Origin of the sequence: Sphingomonas sp. PAMC 26605 (assembly GCF_000241485.1) — a bacterium.
GTDB lineage: Bacteria > Pseudomonadota > Alphaproteobacteria > Sphingomonadales > Sphingomonadaceae > Sphingomonas.
The window spans coordinates 3,124,570-3,140,702 of sequence record NZ_JH584241.1; the positions used below are offsets into that span (position 1 = coordinate 3,124,570).

Here is a 16,133-nt window from a genome sequence, read left to right on the forward strand (position 1 = left end):
CCACTAGCGGGCGCACGCGCGCGGCATCGCGTCTCCAAGCAACGCCGCGCGCTGCATCCGCAAATCCGCCTTTCCGCGTACACTTGGCTGCGGCCCCGAGCCGAGCCCGCGCCACAGCGCCGCGTTGAACGCGTCGGTATCGAGGTGATCCTCGGTGCGGAAATCCTGCCCCTCCATCGCCGCTGCCCAATAGCGCGCGTCGTGGACGGCGCAGGCGATCCCTGCGTGCGCCGTGCCGAATCGGTCGGCCGCGATCGGCAATTGCGTCGTCCGCAGCACGTCGGCGGCCACCGCGCGATAGCTCCAGTCCGTCACGGCGGGATCGAACACATCGGCCATCGGCAGCGCCAGCGAATCGTTCAAGCCGAGCGGGGCAAGCCCCAACACCGCTTCGATCGTCCGTAACAGGCTGACGGTGGTATAGCGCGTCGAAACCAGCGCGTGCCGGCGCACCATCGGCCCGACGATCAAGGCGACGCTGCGGCGCGCATCGACATGGTCGGCGCCGTTCTGCGCATCGTCCTCGATCACGAAAACCAGCGTCGTATCGCGCGACCGGCTTTGCGCGATCGTCTCGATCACCTGCCCCAAGGCATAGTCATTGTCCGCCATCTGCGTCTCGACGGTATTGACCCCGTCGATCGCGTCCTTGAAGTCGCCGAAATGATCGTGGCTGAGCCGCAGCAGCGTCAGCGCGGGGACTTGGCCCCTCGCATCGGCGGCGGTGAATTCGCGCCGCCACTCGAGCATCCGCCAGTAATCGGGCATCTTCTGGTCGAACCCGCGGAAATACGGGTCGCTGCGCGGCGCGAGCAGCCGGTCGCCCGGCGTATAGATCCGCGTCCCCGTCGTCGCCGGTTCACGCACCAGCGGCACGAAGCCGGGCTTGCCGAGGTCGTAGATCGACGCATCGGAAAAGCCGTAGTTGCGCACGCTCAGACCCGCGCGGATCGCGGCATTCCACAGAAAGCCTTGCCCCGTCTCGTCGTCGCGGTCGCCATCGGGGGCGGTGAGCAGCGCCGGCCCCGGCAGAAGATCGGGATCGCGCGACAAGGCGGGGTTGGTCGCGTGGCGTTCCGCTGGCCTCTGGGCGGGATAGAGGAAGCGGTCGGCCTCTTCGGCCTCATAGGCGAGCCCGCGTCCGGCGTAATTGACCGGCGCGGTCTTCTCGAGCAGGTCGGGCACCCGCGCCGCGGTCGACCAGGTCCAGCCGGTGCTCGATTGCTCGCCGCTGTCGTAGAAATTGTCGAGCGTGACGAAATCACGCGCGAGGGCGTGGTGATTGGGCGACAGCCGCTCGCCGAGGATCGCGAGATGCGGGTCGCCATTGCCGACCGCGAGATCGCCGAGCACCTGATCGTAGGTGCGGTTTTCCTTGATGATGAAGACGACGTGCTTGATCCGCGCGCGCACCGCCGCCATCGCCGCGTCCGCCGCTGCCCGCGCCCTGGTCGCGGTCAGCCCGATATTGTCGGCGACCTGCAGCGTCGTGCGCACCAGACCCGCCGGCTTGGGCAGCGCGAACTGCAGCAGCCCGGCCTTCTCGAGCTGGAAGATATATTGGTTGGCGGCCCCGCACGCATCGGGCTGGCCGCGATAGATCGCGAGCTTCGGCGCACAGCCGAGCGGATTGGGCCCCGGCGGGCTCTTGCGGTTGGCGACGAACACGCGTCCGCCATCACGGCTCGTCGCGACCGCGCTCGGATACCAGCCGGTCGGGACGAGCCCCTCGAGCGTAGCGTCACCACCGTGCGGCGCGACCAGCGCGACCGCGTTGATCCCGCCCATCGTCACCAGCAGGCGATGATCGGGCAGCAGCGCGAGCGCATTGGCGTTGAGCCCCTTGCCGACCGGCGCCGCGCCGAACGCATCGGGCAGGACGAGCCGGGGCTCGCCAGCCAGCCGCCCCGTCGCCAGATCGACGATCGCGAGCCGATCGGCATTGTCCTCGGTCGCGTAGAGCCGCGCGGCGAGCGAATCGATCACCAGCGCGGTCGGCGCGCCGAGCGTCGCAACGCGGCCGGTCACGCGAAGACGATCGGCGCGCAGCTCGAGCGCGACGAGCTGGCGATCGCGCGGTGCCGAGACCCAGGCATGCGTCGCATCGGTCCACAGGATCGCGAACGGATTCTCGCCGCCTGGAACGCCCGATTGTGCCGGATCGATCTTGCCGGGGCGAAGATCCTGCTCGGCGATCACCGTGCCGGCCGCGAGATCGATCAGGCTGACCGAATCGTTGTAATAATTGGCGACCAGCGCGCGTCGCCCATCGGGACTGACCGCGATGCCGGCGGCCTGCGGCTTGACCTCGGCGCCGTTGCCGGCAGCGTGCCCGAGCGCGATCGGCGCGCGTGTCTCGGCGAAGCCTGAACCGTTCGCATCGAAACGATGGACGACGTCGTCGACCCCGCCCCCGACGACGAAGCCGCGGCCATCGGGCAGCCAGGCGATCCCAGAATAGCTGTTCGGCACGGTCAGCGTCTGGAGCAGCCGGCTGCCGCGCGCATCGATCGCGTAGCGGAAGACATATTGCATCGATTGCGCGGGGAGCCGCTTGCCGTCGGCACCATTGAAGAGATTGAAGCCGCTGGTCAGCACGAGCATCTCGCGCCCGTCGGGGCTGACCGCAATCGCCGCGGCGCCGTCGGCGACATAGTCGGGGTGCGGGCCGACCTGCGTCACCAGCGGCGCGAACCGCGCGCCCGGCGCCGCCAAGGGGGTCAAGCGCTGCCCGGTCGGCAGCGCCACGCCCGGCGCGGGCGGCTGCTGTGCCGCGACCGTCGCCGCGATCGCGAGCACGCCGGCGAACAGAAACGCTTTGTACATGATATCCATCCCCAAACCGTATCGCCTTCGTACGACATTTTGACGACGCGGCCAGGCCCGATCGTGCGCGTCGCGGCGGCTGCGGCTCGCCACGCGCGATCCCGCGGTATCCTACGGGAAAACCCCAATATCTGGCGCGCCGCGAATTGGGTTGAAGCCAAAGGACCGCCGCGTGCGCGGCGCTAAAGGGGAAAGACCATGGATCCGGGTGTCGTCGATCTGTCGCGGCTGCAATTCGCGCTGACCGCGCTGTATCACTTCCTGTTCGTGCCGCTGACGCTCGGGCTGAGTTTCATGCTCGTCATCATGGAAGCGGTCTATGTCATGACCGACCGGCCGATCTGGCGCGTCATCACGCGCTTCTGGGGCAAATTGTTCGCGATCAACTTCGTGCTCGGCGTCGCCACCGGGCTGACGATGGAGTTCGAGTTCGGCACCAACTGGTCGTATTTCTCGCATTATGTCGGCGACATCTTCGGCGCGCCGCTCGCGATCGAGGGGCTGATGGCGTTCTTCCTCGAAGCCACCTTCGTCGGGCTGATGGTGTTCGGCTGGAGCAAGCTGTCGAAGCTCGCGCATCTTGGCGTCACCTTCATGGTCGCGCTTGGCACCAATCTGTCGGCGCTGTGGATCCTCGTCGCCAATGGCTGGATGCAGAACCCGGCGGGCGCGACCTTCAATCCCGAAACGATGCGGATGGAGGTCAGCAACTTCGGCGCGGTGCTGTTCAACCCGATCGCGCAGGCCAAGTTCGTCCACACCGTGAGCGCGGGCTATGTCTGCGCGTCGGTGTTCGTGCTCGGCATCTCTGCGCTGTATCTGCTGCGCGGCAAATATGTCGGCGTGGCGAAGCGCTCGATGGCGGTCGCCGCCGCGTTCGGGCTCGCCTCGTCGCTGTCGGTCGTCGTGCTCGGCGACGAGAGCGGCTATGCGCTGACCGACAACCAGAAGATGAAGCTCGCCGCGATCGAGGCCGCGTGGCACACCGCCCCCGCCCCCGCCGGTATCACGCTGATCGGCATTCCCGACGTCGCCGCGCGCACCACGCATTATGCGGTCGAGGTGCCGTGGGTGCTCGGGCTGATCGCGACGCGCAGCCTCGACAAGGAGGTTACCGGCATGTCCGAGCTGGTGCTGAAGGCGCAGGAGCGGATCACCTCGGGCGTCGTCGCGTATGACGCGGTGCAGAAGCTCAAGATCGACCCGACCAATCTGCGCGAGCGCGCCCGGTTCGAGGCGCACAAACGCGACCTCGGTTATGCCCTGCTGCTCAAGGCGCACGTCGCCGATCCGCGTCAGGCCAGCCCCAAGCAGATCGCCGCGACGGCGTGGGATGTCGTCCCCAACGTGCCTTTGATGTTCTGGAGCTTCCGGGCGATGGCGTTCATCGGCTTTTACATGATCGCGCTGTTTGCCACCGCCTTCGTGCTGGCGAGCCTGCGCCGGCATGACAGCACGCGGTGGTTCCTGCGGCTCGCGCTCTATTCGATCCCGCTGCCGTGGGTCGCGATCGAGCTCGGCTGGATGCTCGCCGAGATCGGTCGCCAGCCCTGGGCGATCGAGGGCGTGCTGCCGACCTTCCTCGCCACCTCGACGCTCAGCGCGGCGGCGCTGTGGACGACGATCATCGGCTTCACGCTGCTCTACGGCACGCTGGCGGTGATCGAGGTGCGCCTGATGATCGCGGCGATCCGCAAGGGGCCGTTCGAGCATGTCGACGATCCGACGCCCGAATTCGCCCCCGAGTCCGCTGTCGTCGCTCCCCTCCCCGTCGCCGCCTGAACCGAAAGGATCGACCATGTTCGACTATGAAATCCTGCGGCTGATCTGGTGGACGCTGATGGGCGTGCTGCTGATCGGCTTTGCGGTCACCGACGGCTTCGATCTCGGCGTCGCCACGCTGCTCCCCTTCGTCGCGCGCAGCGATGCCGAGCGCCGGATGGTAATCAATTCGGTCGGCCCGACCTGGGAGGGCAACCAAGTGTGGTTCATCACCGGCGGCGGCGCGATCTTCGCGGCCTGGCCGTTCGTCTATGCGGTGAGCTTCTCGGGCTTCTATCTCGCGATGTTCCTGCTGCTCGCCGCGCTGATCCTGCGCCCGGTCGGCTTCAAATATCGCTCTAAGCGGCCCGGCGCGGCATGGCGCAGCCGGTGGGACTGGGCGTTGTTCGTCGGCGGGTTCGTTCCGGCGCTCGTGTTCGGCGTCGCGGTCGGCAATGTCCTGCTCGGCGCGCCGTTCCGGCTCGATAGCGATTTGCGCTCGTTCTACGAGGGCGGGTTGCTCGGGCTGTTCACGCCGTTCAGCTTGCTCTGCGGGCTGTTGTCGGTGGCGATGCTCGTGCTCCACGGCGCGACCTGGCTGAGCTTCAAGACCGAGCAGGACGGCCCGGTCCATCGGCGCGCACGCCGCTTCGGGGCGATCGCTGCGATCGCGACGATCGCGCTGTTCGTCGCCGGCGGCGCCTATGTCGCGTTCGGCGATATCGGCTATCACATGGCGTCGGCGGCCGATCCGCTCGGCCAGTCCAACCCGCTGCGCACCACGACCCAGCATGTCGCGGGCGCCTGGCTCGGCAATTACCGGCTCTATCCGTGGATGGTGATCGCGCCGGTGCTCGGGATCAGCGGGGCGGTGGCCGCGTTGCTCGGCATCACGCTGGGCGCAGAGAAGAGTTCGTTCGGCGGCTCGGCGCTGGCGATCACCGGCATCATCGCGACGGTCGGTCTGGCGATGTTCCCCTATATCCTCCCGTCGAGCGTGGATGCGCATTCGAGCCTGACGGTGTGGAACGCGTCTTCGACCCCGACGACGCTCGGCATCATGCTGTTCGTGACCGTCGTCTTCCTGCCGATCGTGCTCGCCTACACCAGCTGGGCGTTCCACGTGATGTGGGGCCGCGTGACCACCGCAGAGGTCGCCACCAACCCCGATCTCTACTGATCCGAAAAGGGACCGAACGATGTGGTATTTCACTTGGGTTCTCGGCCTCGGCCTCGCGATCGGCTTCGGCATCCTTAACGGCATGTGGCACGAATTCCATTCGGCCGCCGACGAAGACGATGGCCCGCCGCTCGCGTGACGCACGCGCGCACCCGCTCCGCCCGCTGCCGATCGCACCGATCGGCAGCGGGTTCGCTTACCGGACCGACAGCCGGGTCACGGGTCGCGGCGCCGATCGCGCAGCGCATCGTCGATCGCGACCAGCGCGACGACCAGCATGAACAGCAGTGCAGCGCCGACTGCCAGCACCAGAAATGCAGACTGTTCCATTGCGTCCCTCCCCTAGGGTGTCTGGCGAACAGGATGCGCTCGGCTCCGAAAGCGCGCTTTGACCCCCGTCAAACCGCTGCTCGGCAATGACCGCGCTCTGCGCCGATTGCGCGGTGCGCGACGCGGCCTTGTGCAGCAGCCTGGCGGACGATCAGCTCGACCGTCTGCGCCAGCTCGGGCGACGCCACCGGGTCGCGCGCGGCGAGACCATGGTGTGGGCCGGGTCGGACAGCCTGGTCTGCGCGACCTTGCTATCGGGGGTGCTCAAGCTCAGCGCGACGACGCGCGACGGGCGCGAGCAGATCGTCGGGCTGCACTTTCCGAGCGATTTCATCGGCCGCCCTTATGCCGGGACCGTCGCCTTCACCGTATCGGCGCTGACCGACGTCGAACTGTGCGTCGTCCCGCGAGACCGCTTCGAGGCGGTGCTCGCGGCGAACGGCGGGATGGAGCGGCTGCTGCTGGAACGGACCTTCGCCGCGCTCGATGCGGCGCGCGCGCGTCTGCTCAGCCTCGCGCGCAACAGCGCGAGCGAAAAGGTCGCGGGCTTTATCGTCAGCATGGCCGAGCGCGCGCGCGGGATCAGCGACTCTTGCGCGCTTCCCGGCGGCCCAGTGACGTTCGACCTGCCGCTGACGCGGGGGCAGATCGCCGATGTGCTCGGGCTGACGATCGAGACGGTCAGCCGTCAGCTGACCAAGCTGAAGGTCGCCGGGGTGATCGCGCTGCCCGGCGTGCGCAGCGTCACGATCCGCGACGCGGCGGCGCTCCGCGCCTGCGCGGGGCTCGACCCGGCCTAGCCGCAGCTCGCGGCGAGACGCTGCGTCAGCATCGCGCGCGCGGCGGGGGTCAGACGTTCGTCGCCCAGCGTCAGCAAGGTCAGTTCCTCGAACGCCATCGCCTGGCGGAACCCCTGGAAAAAGCCGCGTAGCATATAGCCGAACGCTTCCGGGCAAAGCCGCGCTCCCGCCTCGGGGTTCAGCGCCGCGACGATATCCTCGGCCTGCGCGAGGCAGGCGGAATGCCGCGCGGTGACGTGATCGAGCAGCGCGTGACACAGCGGCTGTCCGCGCGACGCGGCGAACAGCCGTGCGAACAGCCGCTCCTCGCGCACGACGTGGCGCCCGAGCGCGACGCGCAGGTCCGCGCGCAGCGCCTCGCCCTCGCGCGGCGACGGCGGCTGCGGCAGCTGGTCGGCATGCTGTTCGAGCCGATCGCACAATTGGTCGAGCGCGGCGTGGTCGGAAACAAGCCCGACCACGTCGATCTCGTCGATGACATGCCAGCCCGCCGAGCGGACGGGATGAACCGAATGCGGCATCTTCGCCTCCGTCGTCGCCCGCGCCGAGATCACAGCCGGAGCCCGAGCCCGACCCCGAACACCAACGGGTCGATGCTGCTATCGACGCGGTTGACCGACGCGCCGGTGGTGAGCCGCGCCTTGGTGTCGATGTCGATATATTTGACGTCGAGATTGGCGAACACACGCTTGGTGATGTCGAAATCGAGCCCCGCCTGGAGCGCATAGCCGAAGCTGTTCTTGAGATGGACGTCGGTATTGCCGATCGCCGCCTTGAGCGCGCCGCTCGCCTTGCTCGAGTAGAAGATCGTGTAATTGACCCCGGCGCCGACATAGGGCCGGATCTTCGCGTGCGGCAGGAAGTGATATTGCAGCGTCAGCGTCGGCGGCAGGACCCAAGTGCTCGCGAGATGGTCGATCCCGGCGAGCGCGGCGCGGCCCTGGAGCTGGTGCTTGGTGGTCGCGAGGATCAGCTCGGTGCCGAGATGGTCGCTCAGCATATAGGTGAAGTCGAGCTCGGGCGCATAGCTGTCGGTCACGCCGATCCGCGCGCCGGGGAAGCTCGGCTGGACGCCGCCCGAGCTTTCATTGGGCGAAACCATGATCGCGCGGACGCGGACCAGCACGTCGCCCTTTTGCTGGGCGAGCGCGGGTGCGGCGCCGGACAAGGCGGCAAGCCCGAGCAGCGGGGCGGCGAATGAAGCGATGCGCATCTGGTTTCTCCCTGGTGAAGCGATGTGCTTCCCCTAGGCCCCGCGCGCGCGCGTACCTTTGATCCCGCGCAAACTCGGCCGGTTCGGCGAACCGACCGCCCGCGGCATGCGCCGTTACCCGTGGCTGCTGACCCGATCGCGCCCGGCATGCTTCGCCGCGTACAGCGCTTGGTCGGCACGACGCATCGCCGGCGCGAGCGAGGCGTAATCGCGCACGATCGCCAGCCCGCACGAGAATGTGAGCGCCGCGCCGCCGAGGCGGCCGATCTGGTCGCGATGCAACGAAGCGCGGAGCCGTTCGACGATCTCGGTGGCTTCGTCGAGCGTCGCGTCAGGAAGCAGGACGGCGAATTCCTCGCCGCCCCAGCGCGCGGGCAGATCGGACCGGCGCATCTCGGTCCGCAATCGATTGGCGAATGCGATCAGCACGCGGTCGCCCTCGTCATGGCCGTGGCGATCGTTGATCGCCTTGAAATGATCGAGATCGAGCATCGCGACGACCGAATTGCGATCCTCGCGCAGCAACGGCGCGATCGCGTCCATGAAGCCGCGGCGGTTGCGCAAGCCCGTCAGCACGTCCTTCTCGGCGGCGTCCGCCAACCGTTCGACGCGCGCGCGGGTCTCGGCAGACGCGCGGGCGACCGAAGTGAGCAGGTCGCCCACGAGATCTTCGCCGCCAGTGGGCACCGGCGGCACCGGTTCCCCACGCTGCAGCGCCTGAAGCAGGCCGGTCGCGTGCGACACCGGCGCGAGCAATCCGCGCAGCGCGCCGATTGCCGACCCCGTCCCGACAAGCGTCGCCACGAGCAGCGGCACGAACAGCCGCCAGTCCCAGCGCGCCAGGGCGAGCTCGGTCAGACAAAACACCACGATCGGGAGATGGACCGCGCCGAAACAGATGCTGAATATGCGCAGCTGGTAATTGCGCGGAAATAGGAACCGCGTCGCTTGATAGAACCGCATGCCTGCCCTTCGGCAAGATCACCCGATATCGGCGCTCTTGGGTGACCTTGCTTAAACGTTTACACGGCGCCCGACCCGGTCGGACGAGCACCGGGCAGGGGTCTAACCGCGTTGTCCGCAGGGCGAAAGGCCCAAGTCGATCAATAGACGACGACGCTGCGAATACTTTCGCCGGAATGCATCAGATCGAATCCCGTGTTGATCTCCTCGAGGCTGAGGACATGCGTGATCATCGGGTCGATCTCGATCTTGCCGTTCATGTACCAGTCGACGATCTTGGGGACATCGGTGCGTCCCTTCGCCCCGCCGAACGCCGTCCCGCGCCAGTTGCGCCCGGTGACGAGCTGGAACGGGCGCGTGCTGATCTCCTTGCCCGCCTCGGCCACGCCGATGATGATCGACGTGCCCCAGCCGCGATGGCACGCCTCGAGCGCCTGGCGCATGACGGTCGTGTTGCCGGTGCAGTCGAAGGTATACTCCGCGCCACCATCGGTCAGCGCGACGAGATGCGCGACGAGATCACCGACGTCCTTCGGGTTGACGAAGTGCGTCATGCCGAACTTGCGGCCCCATTCCTCGCGATCGGGGTTAATGTCGACCCCGACGATCATGCTGGCGCCCGCCATCCGCGCGCCCTGGAGGACGTTCAAACCGATCCCGCCGAGCCCGAACACGATGACGGTGTCGCCGACCTGGACCTTGGCGGTATTGACCACCGCGCCGACACCGGTGGTGACACCGCAGCCGATGTAACAGCTCGTCTTGAACGGCGCGTCCTCGCGGATCTTCGCCACCGCGATCTCGGGCAGCACCGTGAAGTTCGAGAAGGTCGAGCAGCCCATGTAATGGAAGATCGTCTCGCCCTTGTACGAGAAGCGCGAGGTGCCGTCGGGCATCAGCCCCTTGCCCTGCGTCGCGCGGATCGCGGTGCACAGATTGGTCTTGCCGCTGAGGCACGACTTACACTGGCGGCATTCGGGAGTGTAGAGCGGGATGACATGATCGCCCGGCTTAACCGAGTTCACCCCCGGCCCGACCTCGCGCACGATGCCCGCGCCTTCGTGGCCGAGCACGCTCGGGAACAGCCCCTCGCTGTCGAGCCCGTCGAGCGTATAGGCGTCGGTATGGCAGATGCCGGTCGCCATGATCTCGACCAGCACTTCGCCCGCCTTGGGCCCCTCGAGGTCGAGTTCGACGATCTCGAGCGGCTGCTTGGCGGCGAAGGCGACGGCGGCGCGGGTTTTCATGGGAGCTCTCCTCGAAACGGTCGCCCCTCCCTTACGGTGGCCCCGTCGCGCGTCAACCGCGCGGCAAGCTCACGCGCGATCGCGCCGCGGCATGCCGCGCAACACCAGCGCGACGCCCAGCGTCGCCACGCCGAGCATCCCGATCACGCCGGGCACATCGCTGCCGAGCGCGATCATCGCCGTCGCGACCAGCACGACGAGGACGGTGACGAGCGAATTGGCGATGTTGTTGGCGGCGATCACGCGCGAGCGTTCGGCGGCGGGGGTCGCGGTCGAGAGGATCGCATAGAGCGGCACGATGAACATCCCACCCGCGAACGAGATGCCGGCAAGCCCGAACAGGATGTGCCAGCTCCCCGCTGCGGCGACGAAATGCGCGATGTCGAGCCCCGCCGCGCGCATCGCGAAACCGTGCGTCGAGGCCGATAGGTCGATCAGGCAGACGCCCATCAGCGCCGCGGAGAGCGGCACATAGCGCGCCGAGACTTCGCCGCGCAGCAGCCGGTTGACGCTCAGCGACCCGATCGCGATCGACACCGAGAAGACGAGCAGGAACAGCGTCACCACCGCCTTCGACCCGCCGAGCGTCGCGCTGACGAGCGGCGCAAACTCCGAAACCAGCACGGCCCCCGCCGCGAAGAACCAGCTGATCCCGAAGATCGAGAGGACGATCGTGCGATCGCGGCTAGCGGTTCGCACAATGTCGGCGGTGCCCTTGAAGACGTTCCAATCGATGCGGTACTGCGTGCCCGTCGGCGGCGCGGGCGCGATCGCGAGGCTCGCGACGAACCCGACACAGGCGAGCGCCGTGGCCGCCACCCCCGCCTCCCACGGCGCGAGCACGCCGGCGAGCAATTGCCCGCCGAGGATCGCGAGGAAGGTCCCCGCCTCGATCAGGCCGGTCCCCCCCATCATCTCGTGCGGTCCGAGCTGTTGCGGCAGGATCGAATATTTGACCGGGCCGAAGATCGTCGAATGCAGCCCCATCAGGAACAGGCAGCCGAGCAGGATCGGGATCGATCCGACCGCGAAGCCGAGCAAGGCGACCGCCATCACCGTGATCTCGGCGCCTTTCACCCAGCGGATCAGCACCGCCTTGTCGATCGCATCGGCGGCCTGCCCGCCGATCGCCGAGAACAGGAAATAGGGCAGGATGAAGATGCCGGTCGAGATCGTCGCGAGCAGCTCGCCGCTCAAAGCCCCGTGCCGCACCCCGAAATTAGCGAGAAACAGCAAGGCGAACTTTAGCACGTTGTCGTTGAACGCGCCGAGGAACTGGACGACGAACAGCGGCGCGAAGCGGCGCTTGGTGAGCAGACGGAATTCGGGCGAGGCCATCGCCCGCCTTGTCGCTGCCAGGCGCGGCGGGCGCAAGCGAAACCCCCGCCCCGCCGCTGCGCCGTTCAGAAGAACAGCTTGCGCACCGACAAACGTACCGTCCGCCCCAAAGGATTGAGATAGTCCGGCTGATACGCGACCGGCGTCGTGCCGTTCGCATCGGTCACGCGCTGGCGCGCGTCGAACAGATTGTCGACCGCGACCGCGATGCGCATCCCGCGCATCCACGGATGCTTCTTGATCAGCTCGATCCGCTGCCCGAGATCGCCGAACAGCCGGACGCCGAGCGTGCCGAGCGCCGAGAAATGCAGGTTCTGCGGGCTGCCGAGCGTGCCGCCGTTGACGTCGGTCGCGCTTTGCCAATTCGCCGAGAAACGCACGCCGAGACCGTTGTTGTTATACCCCGCCTGCCCCTCGAGCTCATGCCGCGGCTGCCCGCCGCTCGAGCCGATCGCATCGCCGTTGAGCAGATCGAGCGACGGACCGCCGCGCTGGACGAGCACGTGATCGGTGAAATGCCAGGTGTGGTAAAGCGCGAACTGCAGCCTTCCGCCGCCTCCGCCGCCGCCCCGACCGCCACCGCCGCCGAATCCGCCAAAGCCGCCGCGCCCACCGCCCGGCCCGCCGCCCGGGCCACCCGGCCCGCCGCCACCAGCCCTGCCCCCCGGCCCGCCGGGTCCGTCCGGACCGCCGCCGCCGCGCGCCGCGCGCGCCGCAGCGATCTGCCGCTGGACGCTTTCGGGGATCTTGATCCCAGCGAACGGGTTGGGCCCCGTCCCGGCGCGCCACGCCTCGATCTGCTTCTGCAGCTTCGACTTGAGCGCCATCGAGAAATTGATCCCCCAGCGCAGCTCGGAACGGCTGCTCTGCGCGAAATTGATCGGCCGCGTGTCGAGTTGCGTCAGCACGAGATCGCCGTTCGCGTCGCGCACGCGCGTGAAGCGCGAGGGGAAGGCCGCCTCGATCGCCGCGGTCCCGGTCGGGAAGCTCGCGATCGGGTTCTCGATCCGCGCGTCGATATAGGTCGCGGTCAGCGACAGGTCCTTGGTGCTCCACGGTTTCAGCGTTGCGCTCAGCTTGTAGGTATGGCTGCTGCTCGCGATCAGATTGGGGTTGCCGCCCGAGATCGTCGTCACGCTCGCATTCTGGCCGAGCACATAGTCGAACACCGGCACGTTGGGCGTCACGATCTGCGGATTGCCGAGCTGCGTCGCGCTCGGCGCGGTGTCCTGCGTCGTCGCCGAGGCGATGATCCGGAGCGGCACGACCGGCGACCAGTTGAGGCCGTAGCCGAGCGTCGTCAGCGTCCCGAAATCGGAGAGATGGTTGACCGCGACATTGCCGTTGACCGACAGCGTGCCGATCGCGGCGAGCACGTCCTTGGCGCGGCTGGTCAGCGGCACGTCGACATTGAGCTGGCCGTTGATGATGTCGCGCGACACCGCGCCGGTCGCGGTCAGGCCGTTGCGATACGAGCGGCTGTCGAAGCTGCTGATGTCGCCGCCGAGATGGACGCTGGTCGAGATGTCGCCTGCGGGCAGCTTGAACACCGTGCCGGTGAACAGCGCGTCGATCTTGCCTTCGTCCGAGGTCGAATAGGCGCGCGTCGCGGCGCGCGTGCCGATCTGCGACGCCCCGAGCGCGCCGAACGGGTTCGCGGTCGGATCGTTGGCGGCGAGCCGCGCGTCGAACGCGCTGGGGTCGAGCCCGGCATCGGTGAAGGTCTTCGATTCGGCATGGTCGTAGGTGCCGGTCACCGACCATTGCCACGCCTTGCTGATCGTGCCGTTGAAGGTCGTGCCGAGATGCGCCGCGACCGTCGAATTGCGTTGCTCGAGCGGCGCGAAGTCGCCGCCGAGCGTGCGGCCGACGGTGACGGCATCGGCCGAGAAGGGGTTGCCCGCCGGCACCACCAACGTCGTCGTCGGCAGGCCGAGCAGTCCGATCGTGTCGCTCGCCGAAAGCGTGGCGTTGAGCGTGCCCGAAATGTCGCCGAAGCTGCGCGCATAGGTCGTGTTGGCGTTGAAGGTCCGGCCCGAGGGCAGCAGCGTGCGAAACGGCCGCTGATCGGTCGGGTCGGTCGCGACCAGCACCGGCGTGGTGGCCCCGGGCGGCGGCGTCCGCACCGTCGGCACGATGCCGCGCTCGCTCTCGGTCAGCGCCTCGACCGGCTGATATTCGAGGTGGAGGTTGACGCGGCCCTTATTGGCGATCTGGAGCAGATCGAGTTCGCCCTGCGGCGCGTTGCGGCCGCCTTCGGTGGCGAGCTTGTCCGACAGTTCGACCGTCGCCGCGCGGAAGCGGCGGCGCAGGACGATATTCACCACCTTCTGGTCGGCGCTATAGCCATATTTGAGCGCGACCTCCTCGGGCAGGATCTCGACCCGGGCGATCGCTTCGGTCGGCAGGTCGCGGACTTCGGAGAAGCTCGAGATGCGCTTGCCGTCGAGCAGCACCACCGGCGCCCCGCCGCTGCCGCGATCGCTGCGGATCTGCGGGGCGAGTTCGCTCAGCAATTCGGTGATCGAGCCGACGCCGTACGATCGGATGTCGGCCGGCCCGAAAGTCTGTTCGGGCGGGATGTCGCCGATCACCGAGCCGGGCGGCTTTGTCCCGCGAACGATGATGTCGGGGCCGTCCTCGCTGTCGTCGGTGACGGGTGCGGGCGCGCTCTTGCGCTTTGCCGTCGCGGAGGTCTTTCCGTCCGGCTGCGCGACGGATTTCGGGGCGGATTGCGGCGCCGCCGGCTGCGTTGCCTGCTGGGCGGCCGCCAGGGTGGGGGTCGCCGCGAGCGCGAGCGTCAGCAATTTGGTCGTGCGGATCATCGTTGCCCCATTTCGTCTCGCCGCCCGCTAGCGCGCATCTGTCGCAAGAGTATGCCGAAGATCACCCGCTGGAACTCGAACGGCCCCTGCCCTAGAACGCTTGTTATGAGTGAAGAGCGATTCGAGCGGCATCGGCAGCCCTGGACGACCGACGAGGTCCAGAAGCTGCACACGTTGGCGAAAAAGGGCATGGCGCTCAAGGCGATTTCCAAGGCGCTGAAACGCAGCGAGGAATCGACCAAGGACCGCGCCAAGGCGGACGGCCTCACCATCGCGAAACTGCGCTGACCTGCGCGCTGCGGCGGCGCGCGAAGTGCGGCCGGACCGAGACAGTTGATATGCCGTTGGAACAACCGCTATCAGGCCGCGTTTGGCGTCGGTTGCGTAGGGTATCCACCGTGCGCGAGCGTCCTTGAAAGCGGTGGACTAAGATGGCGGCTGAGTTTCCTTCCCTGCGCGCGGTGATGTTCGTCGGCACGACAGCGCTTTTGCTCGCCGGCTGCGGTGCCGCCAAACAGGACAAAGGCGGCCGCGGCGCGCCCAAGGGCCCGCCCGAAGTCGGCTATATCGTGATCCAGCCGAGTTCGGTCCCGCTCGTCACCGAACTCGCCGGCCGCACCGCCGCCTATCAGAGTTCCGAAGTCCGCCCGCAGGTGACCGGCCTAATCAAGCGGCGCTTCTTCACCGAGGGCGCGTTGGTGCGCGAGGGTCAGCCGCTCTACCAGATCGACCCGAGCCTCTATCGCGCCTCCGCGGGCCAGGCGAGCGCGAACGTCGCCAGCGCCATTGCCAATGCCGAGGCGACCCGCGTCAAGGCCGAGCGCTACAAGCCGCTCGCCGATATGCAGGCGGTCGCCAAGCAGGACTATACCGACGCCGCCGCCGCCGCGCGCCAGGCCGCTGCGGCGGTGTCGCAGACGAGGGCCGCGCTCGATACCGCCAAGATCAACCTGCGCTTCACCACCGTCCCCGCGCCGATCACCGGGCGGATCGGGCGCTCGCTCTATACCGTCGGCGCGCTGGTGACAGCGAGCCAGACCGATCCGCTCGCGACGATCCAGAAGCTCGATCCGATCTATGTCGACATCCAGCAGGCGAGCGCCGATCTGTTGCGGCTGCGACGCGCGCTCGCCTCGGGCGGCGCGGTCGCGACGCGCGCGAACGTCCAGCTCAAGCTCGAGGATGGCACCGACTATGGTTTGACCGGCGACGTCGAATTTTCCGAAGTGGTCGTCGACGCAGCGACCGGGACGGTAACGTTGCGCGCGCGCTTCCCCAATCCGAAGGGCATCTTGCTTCCCGGCATGTTCGTCCGCACGCGCTTCGCGCAATCGATCGATCCGAACGCCTTCCTCGTCCCGCAACAGGCCGTGTCGCGCAGCCCGAAGGGCGAGGCGACGGTGTTCGTCGTCGGGCCCGACGGCAAGGGCGGGTACAAGGCGGTGCAGCGTTCGATCACCGCGTCGACGACGCAGGGGACGGACTGGATCGTCACCGCCGGGCTCAAACCCGGCGACAAGATCATCACGCAGGGCGTCGGCAAGGTGAAGGTCAACCAGACGATCAAGCCCGTCGCCGCGAACGCGCCGCAGACGATCAAGCCGCCCAAATCGGACTCCGCGTCCGACAAGACGAACTGAGCGCCGCCTC

General features: G+C 67.8%; 13 protein-coding genes. 6 read left to right on the forward strand and 7 right to left on the reverse strand.

All coding sequences use genetic code 11. From position 1 onward, the window contains the following. Nucleotides 1–3: 3 nt before the first annotated feature. On the reverse strand, nucleotides 4–2,826 hold the full coding sequence (locus RH90_RS14530) for a bifunctional YncE family protein/alkaline phosphatase family protein (RefSeq protein WP_037493485.1): 2,823 nt from the start codon (nucleotides 2,824–2,826) through the stop codon (nucleotides 4–6). 198 nt (nucleotides 2,827–3,024) lie between these two features. Between RH90_RS14530 and RH90_RS14535 the strand changes: the two genes are divergently transcribed. From RH90_RS14535 to RH90_RS14550, 4 genes are all read left to right on the forward strand, one after another. Beyond that, complete coding sequence (locus RH90_RS14535) at nucleotides 3,025–4,608, forward strand: cytochrome ubiquinol oxidase subunit I (protein ID WP_010186495.1); 1,584 nt, start codon at nucleotides 3,025–3,027, stop codon at nucleotides 4,606–4,608. Nucleotides 4,609–4,624: 16 nt separating this feature from the next. Further along, on the forward strand, nucleotides 4,625–5,767 hold the full coding sequence (cydB, locus tag RH90_RS14540) for a cytochrome d ubiquinol oxidase subunit II (RefSeq protein ID WP_010186497.1): 1,143 nt from the start codon (nucleotides 4,625–4,627) through the stop codon (nucleotides 5,765–5,767). Between the two features lie 19 nt (nucleotides 5,768–5,786). Next, the gene (gene cydX / locus RH90_RS22660; RefSeq protein WP_010186498.1) at nucleotides 5,787–5,906 is read left to right on the forward strand and encodes a cytochrome bd-I oxidase subunit CydX; all 120 of its coding nucleotides are present in this window, start codon (nucleotides 5,787–5,789) and stop codon (nucleotides 5,904–5,906) included. A gap of 277 nt (nucleotides 5,907–6,183) precedes the next feature. Then, nucleotides 6,184–6,897 carry a Crp/Fnr family transcriptional regulator gene (locus RH90_RS14550; protein ID WP_010186500.1) on the forward strand — a complete coding sequence of 238 codons (714 nt, stop codon included), beginning with the start codon at nucleotides 6,184–6,186 and terminating at the stop codon, nucleotides 6,895–6,897. Here RH90_RS14550 and RH90_RS14555 read toward each other — a convergent pair. The 6 genes from RH90_RS14555 to RH90_RS14580 form a co-directional block, all read right to left on the reverse strand. Continuing rightward, nucleotides 6,894–7,418 carry a hemerythrin domain-containing protein gene (locus RH90_RS14555; protein WP_157134602.1) on the reverse strand — a complete coding sequence of 175 codons (525 nt, stop codon included), beginning with the start codon at nucleotides 7,416–7,418 and terminating at the stop codon, nucleotides 6,894–6,896. The two genes, RH90_RS14550 and RH90_RS14555, sit on opposite strands and share 4 nt — an antisense overlap. A gap of 29 nt (nucleotides 7,419–7,447) precedes the next feature. After that, entirely contained in the window at nucleotides 7,448–8,110 is a 663-nt protein-coding gene (locus RH90_RS14560) for an OmpW/AlkL family protein (protein WP_010186504.1), read from the reverse strand. Nucleotides 8,111–8,224: 114 nt separating this feature from the next. Next, complete coding sequence (locus tag RH90_RS14565) at nucleotides 8,225–9,073, reverse strand: GGDEF domain-containing protein (RefSeq protein ID WP_010186506.1); 849 nt, start codon at nucleotides 9,071–9,073, stop codon at nucleotides 8,225–8,227. 140 nt (nucleotides 9,074–9,213) lie between these two features. Then, nucleotides 9,214–10,320, reverse strand: a complete 1,107-nt coding sequence (locus RH90_RS14570) for an S-(hydroxymethyl)glutathione dehydrogenase/class III alcohol dehydrogenase (protein ID WP_010186508.1) — start codon at nucleotides 10,318–10,320, stop codon at nucleotides 9,214–9,216. Nucleotides 10,321–10,389: 69 nt separating this feature from the next. Next, the gene (locus RH90_RS14575; protein WP_010186510.1) at nucleotides 10,390–11,658 is read right to left on the reverse strand and encodes a long-chain-fatty-acid--ACP ligase; all 1,269 of its coding nucleotides are present in this window, start codon (nucleotides 11,656–11,658) and stop codon (nucleotides 10,390–10,392) included. A 65-nt stretch (nucleotides 11,659–11,723) separates the two neighbouring features. Continuing rightward, on the reverse strand, nucleotides 11,724–14,483 hold the full coding sequence (locus tag RH90_RS14580; protein WP_010186512.1) for a TonB-dependent receptor: 2,760 nt from the start codon (nucleotides 14,481–14,483) through the stop codon (nucleotides 11,724–11,726). Between the two features lie 105 nt (nucleotides 14,484–14,588). Between RH90_RS14580 and RH90_RS14585 the strand changes: the two genes are divergently transcribed. Together RH90_RS14585 and RH90_RS14590 are read left to right on the forward strand one after the other, a co-directional pair. After that, a complete protein-coding gene (locus tag RH90_RS14585; protein ID WP_010186514.1) occupies nucleotides 14,589–14,771 on the forward strand; it encodes a hypothetical protein in 183 nt (60 codons plus the stop codon). Between the two features lie 143 nt (nucleotides 14,772–14,914). Further along, nucleotides 14,915–16,123 carry an efflux RND transporter periplasmic adaptor subunit gene (locus RH90_RS14590; RefSeq protein ID WP_010186517.1) on the forward strand — a complete coding sequence of 403 codons (1,209 nt, stop codon included), beginning with the start codon at nucleotides 14,915–14,917 and terminating at the stop codon, nucleotides 16,121–16,123. Nucleotides 16,124–16,133: the final 10 nt, after the last annotated feature.